The sequence below is a fragment of the Microbulbifer variabilis genome (assembly GCF_023716485.1).
Taxonomy (GTDB): Bacteria; Pseudomonadota; Gammaproteobacteria; order Pseudomonadales; family Cellvibrionaceae; genus Microbulbifer; species Microbulbifer variabilis_B.
In genome coordinates this window covers 4,322,317-4,337,895 of record NZ_CP092418.1, presented here as the reverse complement: position 1 = coordinate 4,337,895, position 15,579 = coordinate 4,322,317, and the positions used below count along the sequence as shown (strand labels likewise).

At 45.5% G+C, this 15,579-nt stretch carries 16 protein-coding genes; 11 read left to right on the top strand and 5 right to left on the bottom strand.

Annotation, left to right across the window (positions count from 1 at the left end):
• Positions 1–11 precede the first annotated feature (11 nt).
• From MJO52_RS19015 to MJO52_RS18980, 8 genes are all read left to right on the top strand, one after another.
• On the top strand, positions 12–908 hold the full coding sequence (locus MJO52_RS19015) for a hypothetical protein (RefSeq protein WP_252083532.1): 897 nt from the start codon (positions 12–14) through the stop codon (positions 906–908).
• A 23-nt stretch (positions 909–931) separates the two neighbouring features.
• Complete coding sequence (locus MJO52_RS19010; protein WP_252083531.1) at positions 932–1,858, top strand: RHS repeat domain-containing protein; 927 nt, start codon at positions 932–934, stop codon at positions 1,856–1,858.
• A 4-nt stretch (positions 1,859–1,862) separates the two neighbouring features.
• Positions 1,863–2,324, top strand: a complete 462-nt coding sequence (locus MJO52_RS19005; protein ID WP_252083530.1) for a hypothetical protein — start codon at positions 1,863–1,865, stop codon at positions 2,322–2,324.
• Between the two features lie 127 nt (positions 2,325–2,451).
• Positions 2,452–2,640 (top strand): hypothetical protein, encoded by a 189-nt coding sequence (locus MJO52_RS19000; RefSeq protein ID WP_252083529.1) that lies wholly within the window; start codon positions 2,452–2,454, stop codon positions 2,638–2,640.
• 377 nt (positions 2,641–3,017) lie between these two features.
• The gene (locus MJO52_RS18995; protein WP_252083528.1) at positions 3,018–3,788 is read left to right on the top strand and encodes a hypothetical protein; all 771 of its coding nucleotides are present in this window, start codon (positions 3,018–3,020) and stop codon (positions 3,786–3,788) included.
• 529 nt (positions 3,789–4,317) lie between these two features.
• A complete protein-coding gene (locus MJO52_RS18990) occupies positions 4,318–4,806 on the top strand; it encodes a hypothetical protein (protein ID WP_252083527.1) in 489 nt (162 codons plus the stop codon).
• Positions 4,803–5,177 carry an FAD-binding oxidoreductase gene (locus tag MJO52_RS18985; RefSeq protein WP_252083526.1) on the top strand — a complete coding sequence of 125 codons (375 nt, stop codon included), beginning with the start codon at positions 4,803–4,805 and terminating at the stop codon, positions 5,175–5,177. Before MJO52_RS18990 ends, MJO52_RS18985 begins: the two co-directional genes overlap by 4 nt.
• A gap of 290 nt (positions 5,178–5,467) precedes the next feature.
• Positions 5,468–5,776, top strand: a complete 309-nt coding sequence (locus MJO52_RS18980; protein ID WP_252083525.1) for a hypothetical protein — start codon at positions 5,468–5,470, stop codon at positions 5,774–5,776.
• A 46-nt stretch (positions 5,777–5,822) separates the two neighbouring features.
• Here the strand turns inward: MJO52_RS18980 and MJO52_RS18975 are convergent, their stop codons facing one another.
• Positions 5,823–6,740, bottom strand: a complete 918-nt coding sequence (locus tag MJO52_RS18975; RefSeq protein ID WP_252083524.1) for a LysR family transcriptional regulator — start codon at positions 6,738–6,740, stop codon at positions 5,823–5,825.
• Positions 6,741–6,861: 121 nt separating this feature from the next.
• Here MJO52_RS18975 and MJO52_RS18970 point away from each other — a divergent pair, with 121 nt between their 5' ends.
• Positions 6,862–7,584 (top strand): SDR family oxidoreductase, encoded by a 723-nt coding sequence (locus MJO52_RS18970; protein ID WP_252083523.1) that lies wholly within the window; start codon positions 6,862–6,864, stop codon positions 7,582–7,584.
• A 35-nt stretch (positions 7,585–7,619) separates the two neighbouring features.
• On the opposite strand, the gene mmsB is transcribed toward MJO52_RS18970, so the two are convergent.
• Positions 7,620–8,519: a 3-hydroxyisobutyrate dehydrogenase gene (gene mmsB / locus MJO52_RS18965; protein WP_252083522.1), complete on the bottom strand. Its 900-nt coding sequence runs from the start codon at positions 8,517–8,519 to the stop codon at positions 7,620–7,622.
• A gap of 39 nt (positions 8,520–8,558) precedes the next feature.
• Positions 8,559–10,070: a CoA-acylating methylmalonate-semialdehyde dehydrogenase gene (locus MJO52_RS18960; RefSeq protein ID WP_252083521.1), complete on the bottom strand. Its 1,512-nt coding sequence runs from the start codon at positions 10,068–10,070 to the stop codon at positions 8,559–8,561.
• Positions 10,071–10,404: 334 nt separating this feature from the next.
• Here MJO52_RS18960 and MJO52_RS18955 point away from each other — a divergent pair, with 334 nt between their 5' ends.
• Positions 10,405–11,460 (top strand): hypothetical protein, encoded by a 1,056-nt coding sequence (locus MJO52_RS18955; protein ID WP_252083520.1) that lies wholly within the window; start codon positions 10,405–10,407, stop codon positions 11,458–11,460.
• Between the two features lie 95 nt (positions 11,461–11,555).
• On the opposite strand, the gene MJO52_RS18950 is transcribed toward MJO52_RS18955, so the two are convergent.
• A complete protein-coding gene (locus MJO52_RS18950; RefSeq protein ID WP_252083519.1) occupies positions 11,556–12,560 on the bottom strand; it encodes an alpha/beta hydrolase in 1,005 nt (334 codons plus the stop codon).
• Between the two features lie 384 nt (positions 12,561–12,944).
• Positions 12,945–13,547, bottom strand: coding sequence for a GNAT family N-acetyltransferase (locus tag MJO52_RS18945; protein WP_252083518.1), 603 nt, complete (start codon positions 13,545–13,547; stop codon positions 12,945–12,947).
• Between the two features lie 446 nt (positions 13,548–13,993).
• Here MJO52_RS18945 and MJO52_RS18940 point away from each other — a divergent pair, with 446 nt between their 5' ends.
• Positions 13,994–15,460 (top strand): DEAD/DEAH box helicase, encoded by a 1,467-nt coding sequence (locus MJO52_RS18940; protein ID WP_252083517.1) that lies wholly within the window; start codon positions 13,994–13,996, stop codon positions 15,458–15,460.
• Positions 15,461–15,579 lie beyond the last annotated feature (119 nt).

The following is a 15,579-nucleotide window of genomic DNA, read 5'->3' as shown; positions in this document are numbered from 1 at the left end:
AGGGAACGGAAATGAAAACTCTAATTGCGAAATTTTTTGTCGTATCGGCCTTACTCACCCTGCTAACCGGATGTAAGGAAGAAGCACTCACAGCCACGGTGCGTACCGGAGACACCGTGATTGTCTCCCTGTCTGCCGACGACCTGAGGGAAAGTGGAAACACCAGCGGTAGTGCCATCCTGCGCGCGGAGCAACTGAGCGCTTCCCTCACTGATGCAGCTAATACGGAGCACAGCGTACGGGTACGCCAAGTGTTCCGGGTTTATGCCGATCCCACCAGTGAAGTGCAGCGGCTGGATAACGCAGGCCTCTGGCTTGCGGCTATTGACTTGGTTGACCCGCTTTCAGCTTCCGCCCCCACACTGGCCAGTGGCAGCGCCGAGTTGACCCTATCCGCCCCGGGCTACTTCGATACCGATAAGGTGGTGACGCTCGAAGTAGTCGCTGGCCTCGGTACGCCAAAAACCTTCGGCGATTTGAGCCTCGGTGCTGAATCCATTGAGCCGGCGCCCCAAGCACTGGCTACGGTTACCGGCAGCCTGGAAGGCCACCTGCTTGCCGCCGTACAGCATCAATTCACCATCCCCCACAGCGACACACTGGATATTGATAGCGGCACTGCATTGAAAGCCGCCCTGGTGAAAAAGCTGCCCGGACAGGAAATGGTTAACCTCAATGTCACCACTACTGCGACTGAATCCGGAGCCACGGAAGTTCAGGTTTACCTGACCGCAGTAGAGGGCCTCAACGAAGCACAACTGTCCGAGTTTAATATTGCCCTGATCTCCCAGATCGACGCCGCCAACGCCCAGGCTGACTACTGGAGCCAGCACTACAGTGGCAGCCAATATTTTGATACCGAAGGCAATACGCTCTCACTGAGCACCCAGGTCTCCGCAATCCGCTAGCAGGGAAGACAGGCGAGAAAAACATGATGCAACAATTAATTAGAACCCTGCTGGCTGCCGTTGTCCTACTGGCCTTTTCGGTAACATCGCAGGCGGAGGTGACCGTCACCTACCTGCACACCGATGCCCTCGGCTCAGTGGTTGCCGCCTCTGATGAGGACGGCGATCTGTTGTGGCGCAAAGCCTATATGCCCTACGGCGCCATTCACGAGAATGGGCAGGCCAAGAACCCGGCTGTAGGCTATACCGGCCATGTCCAGGATGACGACACCGGCCTTACCTATATGGGGGCCCGCTACTATGACCCGGCGCTGGGCCGCTTCCTGCAAATGGACCCGGCGGGAGTACTGGATAATGTAGAAAGCAATCCGATGATGTTCAATCGGTATGCTTATGCCAATGGAAATCCTTATAAGTTTATTGATCCGGATGGTCGGCAGGCAATTACAGCTTTTTTCCCTGTTGGCGGGGGAAATATTAATCAACAAGTTGCAGCCTCCAAGGCTCAGCAGGTAGGGGCTATCGGAGGAGCTGCTGCGGCAGGGGCCATTATATTTTTGGGGCCACGTGAGATAGTATCCGAAGTGATCTCGCAGGCTACCGGCGTGGAGCTTCCAGGGATTAAAGGATTGTTTAAGAGGGGGGTTGCTGCAACGAGAAGGGGCGGTAATGGTTCCTATGATACAGAAGGAGACTTTGGCCCACTTAATCAAACTTCAAATATAACCGCTGGTCATAATCGAGCTGGAAACCCTCAGCTAAAAATCAATCAAGGCGATGGCAGTATTAAAATTATTTCTGCTGATAGGGTGAAGATTGACTTGCCTGAGCCACGAGCAAAGAAGGGCTTTAAACCGGCTAAGTTCGAGAATGCTATTCCAGGCACAAAAGGAAAAAAGAGGCTGCCTACGCAGAAGGAGTTAGGTTTGTTAGAGAAATTTGGAGATTAGAATAGTGCGTGTTGATATTAATAATTTGCTGAATTTCTTCAGATTGTTTCTAGAGAGAAACCTCTCTAATCTTTGTGACTTTATGGAGGATGAACTTATTAATGACTGGCTTCAGTCTAATTGGGAGATTTTAGTTGAATCTCAGATTTGTTTTCAAGGAAAAGAATTTCTTGAAGTTTATGGAGAGGGAGCAGATTGTAATGTTGCAAGTAGTCGAGTTTGGTTGCCAGATGCTCAGCCAACCCATAAAATTATAGTTCTTATTGAAAAATATTCGCACAACCTTTTAAAGGACAATTCTATTGTCAAGCCTGATGAAGGGCAAATAATTTTTGATAGATTTGTTTCTTGGGATGGGGAGCGCTATGGCTACAACGCCCCTTTAGACTATCTGCTTGCCGATAAAGCTGGAGAGGAATTGTTATTGCCGCTTGAGCATGTAAAATTTTCGGTTTGTCGGATATAAATTGATTTAAATCTCGTGGGGGCTGGCTACGGTTACCGGTAGTCTGGAAGGGCACCTGCTCGCCGCCGTACAGCACCAGTTCACCATCCCCCACAGCGACACACTGGATATTGATAGCAGCACTGCATTGAAAGCCGCCCTGGTGAAAAAGCTGCCCGGACAGGAAATGGTTAACCTCAATGTCACCACTACCGCGACTGAATCCGGAGCCACGGAAGTTCAGGTTTACCTGACCGCAGTAGAGGGCCTCAGCGAAGCACAACTGTCCGAGTTTAATATTGCCCTGATCTCCCAGATCGACGCCGCCAACGCCTAGGCTGACTAGTGATGAGTCATAGAATTGGTATCTATGACTCATTTATTACTTGTTTTTTGAGTCATAGAATTGATAATTATCTTTATGCGACAAATTTAAAGGAAGTTACACGGTAAGTTTTTAGAGTATTCACTTGATCTGTGCCAGTTGTTAGGCAGTAATCAGCTCAATATTAGTTACGAGGAAAATTTTATAATCTTTTCCTAGAAAAATAGTTATAAACTTCTGATAGAAAGCATCAGTTTCAGGTAAGTGTGAAAGGTTTTTTTATAATGTTTTCCTACAATGCACAAAGCCCTAATTAATCGCTGATCTATTTTTCTTAGGTTGCCTTAGTTTACTAGGGCAACAATTTAAAGCGCTATGGAAGGTATTTTGTGAAATTAAGCCATTTATTTATCTTTTTTATTTTTTTCGTTTCTCCTTTAGCCGGGTTGGCAAAAGATATTCAGTCTTTACTTAATCTGGAGATAGATAGTTTTATAGCAGAACTAAAAGGCGAAGATAACTTAGCCTTATCCAAAGCTGCTAATCGTATAACAGGATCTGGATTAAGTGATGAACGTTTATTTGATGTGGCTGAACAGGTTCTCCTAGAAAAACACCAGGCGAATATGACAGTTGCTCAACGCGATGAGCAAGTGATTAGTGAAATCGTCAATTTATTACGTACACTTTCATCATCTGGAAATACAAAATATTCACCCACTATCAATAAGATAATGCGTGAAAGTGGTAATCGTGCGATTAGAAATCGAGCGAAGCATGTGCTGACCAAGTTTAGTTTTTATCAAAAGCGCAATGCATTGATGCAAAATATGGAAGGCCATGTAGCTACTAATAGCTTGCATACTACACGCTTACTAAATTTGCTCAATAGTAACGATATGATCATGCAGCGGTTTGCCGCTGAGGAAGTTGTCCGCGATGGAGCTGCTGAAACCGTAATTCAGGAGTGGTTTTATAAGGCAGTAGAAAAGGATGTTAGGCAGCCTGTAGACAAACTACATATCGATACACTTGCCTGGTACTGCAAAGCTCTAGGTACGGTTAATAAAAGTGAGTACAAGGAATTCCTGAGTTCTATCGCTGATGATAGAAATGTACACAGAAAAATTAGAAGACACGTGAAGAAAATTCTCGGCTAGGTAGCTGCAACTGAGCGAGATGCCTTTGTCATTTCGCTCACAACTCATCTTTCATTCTCCTCTCTTGTTTTTTCTGTCGGCATAGAAATATGTTTAACAAATATGCCGCGATTTTTTTAGGATGATATATTTCACCTCTTCCTTCTCACTTTATCCTTGGTGGATACTTTTACTTACTAATTTGAACTCTCTGAAATTTAATGGCAGAGGGACTATTTTTGCTTTTATTTAAAGGTTATGTCGTTGGCTGGTTGTATATAGGGTGCTCAGGCGTATAAGTAATTGTTTCTGATTGGTGAGACCTGTTAGATGACAACAATATTAGAGTTTTGGATGCGTTAACCATCTTCTTGTTTTCTTAAAGGTCGCCAGTCTTCCAGACGCCTATAAAGAGGAAATAAACGTTCTAAGTTAGGCGATTATATACTTTTGGTCGTAGAGCGTTATCTGTTGGTATACCTGTAAAAGCTAAGAGTTGATTCTAAAGTTATTTAAATTACCGTCTTATTCGATGGGGTAGAGTCGGATTATGGTGTGGGATACATTAAGTGCTGTGGGCGAGCTTGTTGGAGCCTTCGCAGTTGTCGCGTCCTTAGTCTATCTTGCTGCTTTAATAAGAGTTCAGAATAAAGAATCCAAAATTGCTTCTATGCATGAGATATCTATTGCTCATCGAGAAGCTGTGGCGGCAATTTGTGAAGGTCCGATGGCAGATGTTTTTGCGAAGGCGATGAAGGATTTTGATTCGTTATCTAGTGCTGACACTTTGAGAATCATTGGTTTTGTATATCGTTTTTTTAAAATTTGGGAGGAGGCCTATTTTCAATATAAGGCAAACAGGCTGGATTTTACTATCTGGGACTCAATGACTCGTCAATATACTGCATATTTATCGATGATTCCCTTTAAGAGGATATGGGAGTTGCGATCTGAATATGTAGCTCCTGAATTCCGTGATTATGTAAATTCTAGAAAGCCAGTAGATTTAGTTTTACCCAATGCAGTCAGTAAAAAGTGATTCCCTTGTCCGCTGTGGAGATACAGGAGTTTCATTCCGATGGTTGCAGTATCTTTCCTGATGGCACTCTTGAACAGAGTGAATTATGGCTTGATTGCTGCTATGCCCATGATCATGCCTATTGGAAGGGGGGAAGCAATTCGCAGCGGCAAGAGGCTGATCGTGACCTAGAAGTTTGTGTTGCCAAAACTGGGGAGAGGGAAGTTGCGTTGTTGATGCTGGTAGGGGTTAGAGTTGACGAGACGCTATTCTTGCCAACCTCATTCCGTTGGGGCTATGGTTGGCCCTATTTGCGGGGTTATAAAGCCTTAACAGAAGAAGAGCTGGATGCTATTGAACAGCTGCAAGGATCTTTACCTGGGTCGTTTTAGATAGTCTAATAATATTTTTATTCAATATATAAGATTAACTCTATGGTTTTTGCTCTCTCAAGGATACTGGGAGCTAATGGTGATATGATCAATAATCAGAAGGTTTCTTAAAAGGGATTTATAGCGTGGCTTATTTTCGTGGTGTTTTATGGTTCTGCATTACCCTGAATATACTGGTCTTTGCTTATCTGGCCTTCCTCTTGGGCTGGAATGTTGGGCTTCTTGAAGTTTTACTGGGAATCATTCTTGCTAATTTTCCTTTGCCTTTTATGGTTCGCTGGTGTGAGCGTATGGCCAAGGATTTAAAGGGGTACTGGATCAACTTTATTCCCTATATAAGCCCCGTATTGGTAGGGTTTGGTGGCTCAGCGGTCTATATTAATGCAGCGCTAAAAGGTGAAAAGGTATTTTGGCTTTATTTAACTGTGCCTATGGCACAGGCAACGGCTTTTTGGGTACTCCTGGCACTGGTCTTTTGTATTTACCCGTTCATTAATACTGAAAGGCAAGAAGTGGTAGAACCTGAGTATAGTAGCAGCGCTGAAAGCCCCGCAGACATTTTGAAAAAAGAGCAGGAAAGGACGGATGAAATTGCTTAGTGTTTGTAAGCATTACTGTATATAGGTTCATATCTTTTATTGTTTATTAGTCTTCTGCTGGTTCCCTTTTCAGTAGCTGTCCATACTCTTTGGAGAAGTGGTTTTTTAGCCATTGCATCAGGCTACGTACGCGAACTAATTGATGGCGCAGCGGGGGGCAAACCATAGAGAGCTGGGTGGACTCTGACCATCCAGGCAAAATTTCCTGTAATTTACCTTTTTCGATATCTGCTTGGACGTAGATGTCTGCCAGGCGAGTTACACCAAGTCCTGCCAGTGCTGCAAGGTGCATCGCCCGGCCGCTGATCAGTTTGATACCCTGTTCCACCTCAATCTTATGCCTGGTCTTACCACGCGTTAGCACCCACTGGTCAACACTGCCGTAAATTAGGGGTACTTTCGAGAGGTCCATGGGCTTTAGAATTGGGCCACGCATTTTGATAAAATCCGGACTCGCAACATAGCGGGTTTTGATACTGTGCAGTTTGCGTACTACGAGGGTGGAATCTGGCAGCTGCCCCATACGTATTACTAAATCGTAACGATCCTCAATGAGATCGACACGCACACTGGAAAAATCCAGCTGTATTTGTATTTCGGGATAAGTTTTCTGGAACTTAATGACTAGGGGGGCAATGATCTCCTCGCCGATAATCCCACCCACCGCATTGATACGAATTTTCCCCTTTATTTCCTCTTTGGCATGTGTTGCCCACTCTGCGGCACTATCTAGTTGCTGTATTGCCTGCTTGCATCGCTGGTAATAGCCTTCACCGACCTCAGTAAGCCGCAGCTTACGGGTGGTACGGTGTAACAGTTGAACACCCAGGGTGGACTCTAATTCGGAGACTTGTTGGCTGAGTGTAGCTTTGGAGAAACCTGTATGATCCGCAGCAGCAGTAAAACTGCCCCGCTCAGCCACAGTAATAAAGGCGCGTATGGCTCGCCAAGAGATATTGTTCATTAATTCCAAACAATGATTTCACATTAGTTGAGTTAATAGACCTAATTCTAAATTCTATACTGCCGATACAAAAGGGTTATCCCGTAGTCTTTAATCATTGATTGCAGAAGAGAGAGTCAGTATGTCTAAGCCATTGATTGTAATAACAGGTGCCAGCTCTGGAATTGGAGCATCAATAGCTCAGCATATGTCGGATGCCGGGCATCCGTTGTTGCTATTGGCGCGTCGTTTGGAAAAATTAGAAGCGATGAATTTACCGAACACCCTCTGCAGACAGGTCGATGTCACCGATCCTGCTGCGTTATCTGCAGCAATTCAGGAGGCTGAGACTCTTTATGGGCCTGTAGATTGTTTGGTGAACAATGCCGGTAAGATGTTGTTGGGGAACATAGAGACCCAGAGTGCTGAAGAGTGGCGGGAGATGTTTGATGTCAACGTGCTCGCCTTGATGAACTCCATGCAGGCTGTTTTGGCCGATATGAAGTCTCGTGGTCGCGGTACTATCCTCAACATCAGCTCGATTGCCGGCGTGAAGACATTTATCAATCATGCTGCCTATTGCGGAACCAAGTACGCAGTGTCGGCGATTAGCGAAACCGTGCGTGAAGAGGTTGCCGCAAGCGGAGTACGTATTATGGCCCTATGCCCAGGAGCTGTGGAGACAGAGCTACTGAGTCATACCACTTCTGAAGAGATTATCAAAGCTTACGAAGAGTGGAAGGCCTCCATAGGTGGCGCCATTAATGCAGAGGACATCGCTCGTACGGCGTTGTTTATGTACAGCCAGCCCCAGAATGTGAATATCCGCGAAGTGCAAATAGCCGCTACAGGCCAGGATCGATAGATGAGTTAGATCGGGAAAGAGGGTGAACAATCTAGCTATTGGTCGGCCTCCTTCCTGAAAATTGTTTGGATACTGGAGAAATCCAGTTCTTCATTGCCCTTCAGACTGTGTAAGCCAAATAGATTTCTGGCTAGTGAGCCGAGCGGTGTGTAGCTTTTGCTATTGTCGGCGGCTTGCTGAGCAAGCCCCAGATCCTTACACATCAACCCCACTTTAAAGCCTCCACGATACTGATTGCTAGCGGGCACACTATCCATAACACCGGGATAAGGATTATAAGTTTGTAGGGACCAGTTGGCGCCCGAGCTTTTCGCCATGATTTCAGTTAGCACTTTGGGATCAAGGCCGTTATCCACCCCCAATTGGAGTGCCTCGGCGGTGCCAATCATATGAATAGCCAGCAACATATTGTTGCAGATCTTTGCCGTTTGCCCAGCTCCGGCAGGGCCTGCAAAAAAAACATTGGCCCCCATATGCTGTAGAACTGTTTTGGCTCGCTCTACATCCTCGTGCTCACCGCCACACATAAAGCTGAGAGTTGCGGCAGCTGCCCCTTTGACTCCGCCAGAAACAGGAGCCTCTATTGCATGAAGGCCTTTATTTCGTGCGGCGTTAAGTAGGCGTTTTGAGCTGCTTGCTGAAATTGTGGAGCAATCAATAATTAAGGATCTCTCTTCGATAGCTTCCAGCAGATGATCTTTTTCAATATAAAGGCTCTCTACCGCAGCACTGCTGGGTAACATACTAATAACAAAATCTGCTCCCTTCACCGCTTCTGTTGCTGATGAACATTTTTCAACTCCCTGTTCTACAGATTTCTGAAGCAACTCCTCTACTGGATCGAAACCTCTTACACGGAATCCAGCTTTGATTAAGTTAAAAGCCATTGGGGCACCCATATGCCCCAGACCAAGGAAGGCTGTGATTTTATTCATGGCAGTATCCAAAAAATTAAATTTTATTGGTATGTGCAGTTACTTTAACTGTATCGTCATATTTGCCTGTTCGGCATGTTCAATATCTGAATCGAACCAGCGGGCTGTGATGGTTTTTGTTTCGGTATAAAAACGCACGGCCTGCTTACCATAAGCGTGGAGATCCCCATAAAATGAACTGCGCCAGCCAGTAAAGCTAAAGAAAGGTAATGGAACCGGGATAGGCACATTGATTCCTACCTGGCCCACAAGAATTTCATGCTGATATTTACGTGCGGCTGCACCGCTGGCAGTGAATATGGAGGTCCCATTGCCGTAAGGGCAGTCATTCACCAGTTTTATTGCATCATCTAAGTGATCTACATTCACCAGACATAACACTGGCCCAAAAATTTCATCAGTGTAAATTGACATCTCGGTAGTAACATTGGCAAATAATGTAGGGCCAACCCAGTTACCATGGGGATATCCATCCACTGTAATTTTTGAACCATCCAGAAGGCAATCCGCCCCTTCTTTTTTGCCCGTCTCGATATAACCCAGCACACGTTCCTTTGCAGCAGGTGAAATTAAGGGGCCGTAGTCGGATTGTGGATTCTTCCAATGCCCGGGTATTATCTTTGCCATCGCATCCTGTATATCAGGAATCCAACTTTGCGCTTCACCCACTAATACCACAACCGAAATAGCCATGCATCGCTGACCGGCAGCCCCTACAGAAGAGCCGATGATATTGTTAATAGTGGCATTTTTATTTGCATCAGGCATCACTACCATGTGGTTTTTTGCCCCGGCAAAGGCCTGTACTCTTTTTAAATATTGAGTGCCTGTTTGATAGATATGGCGCCCAACTGGCACGGAACCGACAAAAGATATAGCTTTAATATCTGGGTCTTTTAGTAAGAAATCTACCTGCTCGCGATCACCATGGATAACTTGTAGAACCCCTTTGGGTGCTCCTGCCTGCTCAAATAATTCAGCCAGTTTGCAAGGTGTAATGGGGTCCTGTTCAGAAGGTTTAAGAATAAAGGTATTGCCACAGGCAATCGCTAGCGGAAACATCCATAACGGTATCATTGCGGGAAAGTTGAATGGCGTAATACCGGCGCAGACGCCAATGGGTTGAATATAGGAATAGCAATCTATAGCACTGGCAACGTTTTCAACGGTTTCCCCCATTAGCAGGGTAGCAATATTTGCGGCATGCTCAACCACCTCAATGCCTCGCCAAACATCCCCCTTGGCGTCTTCAAATGTTTTACCGGTTTCCTCTGCGAGAATCTCGGCCAGGGCCTCTTGGTGCTCTTTCAGGAGAGCTTGGTACTTGAGCATAATACGTGCTCGAGTAGGGACTGGGGTGTTCCGCCAAGAAATGAATGCCTGCTTGGCGGCGGCGATTGCCTGGAGTTGCTCGGCCTCAGTGGTATAGGGGGCTTGGGTTAAAACCTCACCTGTGGCGGGGTTTGTCACATCCAGCCACTCCTTGGTAGTAGACTGCACCCAGTCGCCATCAATGAATAGAGGAAGGCGTGAAGGGATGGATTTATTCATATTATTTGCCTTACCAGTAACCGGTGGGAAATTGCCAAACAGTTTAGGCGTTGCCTGAGTGAAAAAAGAGGTGTTTTACGCCGCTTCTTGAGAGGAAGAATATCGGCCTTGTTTTATGGTGTATTTCGGGGTGAATATCGATAAGGGTTTTATCTGATGAGCTTCTAGCTTTTGTTTGCAATATTGAATTTTTGTGCGCACCTTCTCAACCTGAAAAATAGCCTGTTTGTTTTTAAGCTTTGTCCGTAATCATGCTGTTAGTATGCCCTCTCTGTAGGTTTGTAGTGATTTTGTGAGGTTTTCTATTCATTTATTTTAAGAAAGAGGGTAGACGGTGTCTTATAGAAACATATTTCAGGTATTCGTTTTATTTCTTTTTGGATCTTTCAGTTCCTTACTATCGGCAACCACTTTGGAGGATCTCCGGGCCCATACACCTACGTCAGATAAAACCTGGGCAGAACAATGGTTTTACAATATTGCGGTGCCGGATGTTGGCTATTTCAAAGTAAGCTTGCAGACATATATTGCACCAGACTTTGAGGTTCCAAAACCTAAAGCTTATATACACCTGGCTTTCTCTCCGATAAACGGGTCAACTGTTAAGTATGATATATTCCATGATGAGGTTATTTTGGTGGATCCTAATAATCCGGATAAGTTTTATTACGAAGTTCCTGGGTTAATAGTTGCTGATGAAAATCATATAGATATTAATTATGATTATTTCGACTTCACTATGCGTTGGAATGGAGATCACCATTACTATTGGCATAGTAATAATCCTGGTCGGTCACCATTGGGAATTCTAAAGGAAATTATCAACTTTGGTCCTGAATGGTTTGTTTATACTATGGGTACACCAATCCAATATAGTTTCTCTAATGGAAATGTTGCATTAATGGGCCTGGGATTTGCACAGCTTGATAAAGGTTGGTTTGATAAAGAGTCGAGCTCTGGCATCGTTTACACAATGGGCTTGTCTGAAGAGTTATATTTTATGTTTACAGGAGGAAAGGTTAATGATACTAATATCGAAATGTGGATAGGTCGTTATATTAGTAGTGATTACGATCTAATTTTTTATCCTGCATTTAATGGCCTGTCTGTTAAACGGGAATCTAATGCTTGCGAGGGATATGCCAATGTTGAGTTTAATAAAATTAACTATAAGTTAGTCGTTGAGGCGAAGGCTGACCCTGATAGTTTCTATTCTCAAGACTTCCCCTCTGATGTAATTTTTGGTAGAGGCCAAGTATATATGAAATCTATGCAGGCTAACGTAACCTTCTCTCTCTATAAAAAAGGGAACCTAGTTGAAAAGATTACAATGCCTCAGGGGCTTCTAGAGTTTAGCGGCCCATTAGCTTGTGAAGATTTCTTCAACTGAAATGTGATATTTTTCAAGGAATAGCTAATCGTCTTTTTTAGCAAGGCCGAACTAGTGAGTTTCGCCTTGCTACTTCCTATACTAGGCCAGCAGGTTTAATGGTATTGAATAGTGATATTACTTGCCTTGGGAAGCCAATCCTGTAGAGCGCTATGCTCAATTTCCCCAATAACCGCCATACTCGGGTGATTTCTATCTTTCAGGAGCACTATTTTGATATGGTCCTGATGCAGGTTTTGAAAGTGATCATAGGGTGAAATCGGGTCAGTATTGGAAGCAAATAAAAGCACGGGCACAGGAGTGTTGGTTAGTAAAGGTTCAATTTGTGTTTCCAGTAGGCTTATATTGGCTTCCTCTAGCGCCATTGACGCTCCTATTTTTATTTCTTTTTCAGAGAATGCTCTACTAAGTAGGGGAAAATTCTCTTGGGCATAATTATAAACAGCCTGGTCAAATTCCAACATGGGAGCTTGTAATATTAGGCCGCTGATATCTTGTCGAGATTGAGTGATTCTCGCCGCAGTAAGGCTCCCCATGGAATTTCCAAGAAGATAAATGTTTTTACTTTCTATCAGGTCTTTATGGATAAGCTCGTCAATTAGCCTGTTAATCACTTCGCTATCACCAACGCCATATTCCTTACGGCCTTCAGATTCACCATGGCCAAGTAGGTCTGGAATAACTACCTGAAATCCAAGGAGGCGAAAATATAATGCTGAGTGAAGCATGAATTCTTTTGAAATTCTGAATCCATGTAAAAGAATGATGGTCCCAGAATAATGTTTGTTTAGGGCTTCTTTATTTATAGATAGATTAACTTGGCTGGTTTGATCGCCAGAGTCAGTTTCTATGGAGTATTTAATTTTACCTTTTTCAAGGGGGGCAGCAAAGAAATAGCTAATGCATAAGTTTCTTAGCTTGTCACAGTAATTATTTTTATGAAATCCCCATGATTTTATCTGCTCATTTGAAACTATATGATCGTAAGGGAAGCTTTTTGAACTTGCAATATAATCTCTAATGTTCACTGCGCAAGATGATATAAGTAAACAAATTGATATGGTCAGAAGCAGTTTTATTGATTGCATTTTAATAGGCATAAATTGTCATTAAAATCTAGTGTTAATCAAAAAAATAAAGTGCCATGAATTACGGTTGTATCAGTAGCGGCGCACTACATGTGGTTAGGCTAAATGGATTCAATTTTTGGCAATTGCTCATTTCTCTAAAATTTATGTAAGCAAAGTTTCACTTTTTCTTTGATTGCTTTAGGAGAGTTTAAAGCTTTTACAGCTGGCGTTGTGCCTGATCGGCTATGCCTGTAGTTAAATAGATCTATGAATATGCTGACCGGATGGTCACATTTGGGTGAAGTTGATAAGGTAAGGGGAGATTGTGAACTCGCAAAAGGAAATTGTTCGGCTTTGAGAGGATGGCGGCAGCCAAATAACCTTTGCAAACCGCCATGAATATTAAGAGTGTATTTAATTTAGGTTAATTCCGGCCTCCCTGGAGGCCGTATCAAAGCCGTTGGCTTGTCGGCCAGCCTGCAAATCGAGTGTATAAGTTAATAGGGTGTAGTCTTTCGGATCGGCTTTACAAATAAATCCCATCGAACGGGCAAATATCTGCACGCGTTTATTGTCGGCGGACTCAATGGAATAAATTCGCTGTAAGCCCTGTTCTTTTGCGCAGTCGATCAGGCGCTTTAACATTAATCGACCTAGCCCCAATCCCTGCCAATCATCGCGGACCACAACTGCGCACTCGCAGGCTAGCCCGTCTGAATCTACGGCGTAATGTGCGGTAGCAACGGCCTTTTGCGCATGGTCGCTGGTGCAGAGTGCAATAAAGGCCTCATGAACTTGATGGTCGTTATCGGTGAGTAGCTCAATCAGCTTTTGGCTGGCTTTACAGCTGCCGCCGATAAAGCGGTCTCGCCGGGTTTCTGGAGATAAGTCTTCTATCAGTTCTTTCTCCAGTTGGCTATCACTGCGGCAGATGGGGCGTATTGATACCCTGCGCCCATTACCGAGAGTAATTAGTTCTATCTGGTGCTCATTACTGACATTGCTATTTTCTGACATGGCTGTGAGTATCCCGGCAGCACCTGGCTGCATCATCTTTGGTTCGCAACGGGGGTTGGATATCACAAAGATAGACGCTCAAGTTGCGAACGTGGAACTATGTTACGCTCGCTTGGGCTGGGTCCCCAACAACCCCTTTGTCTATGCCTATGAAGAGCAGTTTTAGCCGAGAGAACTATACAGTCAGTTTCATTATGGTATAGTGCTGCAGCTGATTTTTCTCAGCTGCGTCATTTGTAGGCCGGTGATCTACCGGTATCCCCCCGTGAACTTTTCTAAATTCTTCCCGGAACCCTCTACTGAATGCCGCGCGCCGGCTGGCCGGTGAATTGACGGCTGTGTGCATCGAGCCTCACTTGCTCTGGATGCCAACTCCGATTTTTCTATTTGCTCCTTCGTGGTGCGAATGTGTTTGATTGCGCCCAGGGCGCAGTTTGAGGTTATTTATGTTGTTTGAAGATCTGGGCCTTGCCCAGGAGATTGCCCGTGCCGTTGCAGAGCAGGGCTATACTGAGCCCACGCCAATCCAGGCCCAGGCCATTCCGGCGGTAATGAAGGGCAGTGATATTATGGCTGCAGCCCAGACGGGCACGGGTAAGACCGCCGGTTTTACATTGCCGCTGTTGCACCGCTTGAGCCAGGGAGAGCGTGCCAGAAAAGGGCAGGTGCGCGCATTGGTACTCACCCCAACCCGCGAGCTGGCCGCACAGGTGTTTGATAATGTGCAGAGCTATAGCCAGTACCTGCCAATGCGTCATGCGGTAGTTTTTGGTGGCGTGAAGATCAATCCCCAGATTTCCCGACTGCGAGGCGGTGCCGATATTCTAGTAGCGACCCCTGGTCGTCTATTGGACCTGCACAATCAAGGGGCAATCCGCTTTGATCGCTTGGAAGCCTTGGTCTTGGATGAAGCAGACCGCATGTTGGATATGGGCTTTATCCATGACATTAAGAGAGTGCTGAAGATCTTACCGGCCAAGCGTCAGAATCTACTCTTCTCGGCAACCTTTTCTCCTGAGATTCGCCAGCTCGCCAAAGGTCTGGTAAAGGACCCGCTGGAGATTGATGTTAGCCCGCGAAACTCCACTACCAAAACAGTACGACAGAAGCTCCACCCTGTGGATAAGGCTCGAAAAACAAAACTGTTAAGTCACCTGATTCGAGAGAATGGCTGGCATCAGGCACTGGTATTTAGCCGTACCAAACATGGGGCCAATCGGCTGGTGAAACAGCTGGAAGGAGATGGCATCCTGGCAGCGGCTATTCACGGTAATAAGAGCCAAAATGCCAGAACCCGGGCTCTGGCAGATTTTAAAGCCGGTAAGGTGCAGATCCTCGTTGCGACAGACATTGCTGCACGGGGTATTGATATCGATCAATTACCCCAGGTGGTAAATTTCGACTTGCCCAATGTTCCTGAAGATTATGTTCACCGTATCGGTCGCACAGGACGTGCGGGCGCCCAGGGGCAAGCCGTGTCCCTTGTTAGTGCCGATGAAATTAAGCAGCTTCGCGATATTGAGCGCTTAATTGGCAAGCCAATTCCCCGCGAGGAAATCGAGGACTTTGAGCCAGATCATCAGTTGCCAGCCTCTGGCAACCCCAAGCGTGGCGGCCAGCAAAAACCTGGCGCCAGTAAACGCCCTGTAGGTTCCCGAAATAATGAGGGCGGACGAGATGCTCGTGGCAATAGCGATGAGCGCCGTGGTAATCGCGGAAGTGGTCGCGGTAAATCAGAAGGACGTGGAACCGGTGGTCGCAATAGCAATGCCACCGCAGGTAAAGGAAGCAATGGAAATCGCTCCGGCGGTTCTGGCAGGGCTCGCAGCGCTGAATCGGGTCGCAGTGATGGCCAAAAACCACAGAGAGCTCCGAGACGCCGCCCCAGTAGAGGGCGTTCGGAAAGCGCTTAGCATTTTGAGTTGTTGGTAAAAAAAGCGGCCTAGGCCGCTTTTTTTCGCCTTTATTTTCTTTCACTGTCTGTTTACTTTTATCGTTTTATTCAGCAGCGATGCTTGAGAAAAATTTATCT

What these genes read in the sequence shown, in the direction of transcription:
- MJO52_RS19015 (WP_252083532.1), top strand. Translation starts at nt 12, where the DNA reads ATGAAAACTCTAATTGCGAAATTTTTTGTCGTATCGGCCTTACTCACC.
- MJO52_RS19010 (WP_252083531.1), top strand. Translation starts at nt 932, where the DNA reads ATGATGCAACAATTAATTAGAACCCTGCTGGCTGCCGTTGTCCTACTG.
- MJO52_RS18990 (WP_252083527.1), top strand. Translation starts at nt 4,318, where the DNA reads ATGGTGTGGGATACATTAAGTGCTGTGGGCGAGCTTGTTGGAGCCTTC.
- MJO52_RS18980 (WP_252083525.1), top strand. Translation starts at nt 5,468, where the DNA reads ATGGCCAAGGATTTAAAGGGGTACTGGATCAACTTTATTCCCTATATA.
- MJO52_RS18975 (WP_252083524.1), bottom strand. Translation starts at nt 6,740, where the DNA reads ATGAACAATATCTCTTGGCGAGCCATACGCGCCTTTATTACTGTGGCT.
- MJO52_RS18970 (WP_252083523.1), top strand. Translation starts at nt 6,862, where the DNA reads ATGTCTAAGCCATTGATTGTAATAACAGGTGCCAGCTCTGGAATTGGA.
- mmsB (WP_252083522.1), bottom strand. Translation starts at nt 8,519, where the DNA reads ATGAATAAAATCACAGCCTTCCTTGGTCTGGGGCATATGGGTGCCCCA.
- MJO52_RS18960 (WP_252083521.1), bottom strand. Translation starts at nt 10,070, where the DNA reads ATGAATAAATCCATCCCTTCACGCCTTCCTCTATTCATTGATGGCGAC.
- MJO52_RS18950 (WP_252083519.1), bottom strand. Translation starts at nt 12,560, where the DNA reads ATGCCTATTAAAATGCAATCAATAAAACTGCTTCTGACCATATCAATT.
- MJO52_RS18945 (WP_252083518.1), bottom strand. Translation starts at nt 13,547, where the DNA reads ATGTCAGAAAATAGCAATGTCAGTAATGAGCACCAGATAGAACTAATT.
- MJO52_RS18940 (WP_252083517.1), top strand. Translation starts at nt 13,994, where the DNA reads ATGTTGTTTGAAGATCTGGGCCTTGCCCAGGAGATTGCCCGTGCCGTT.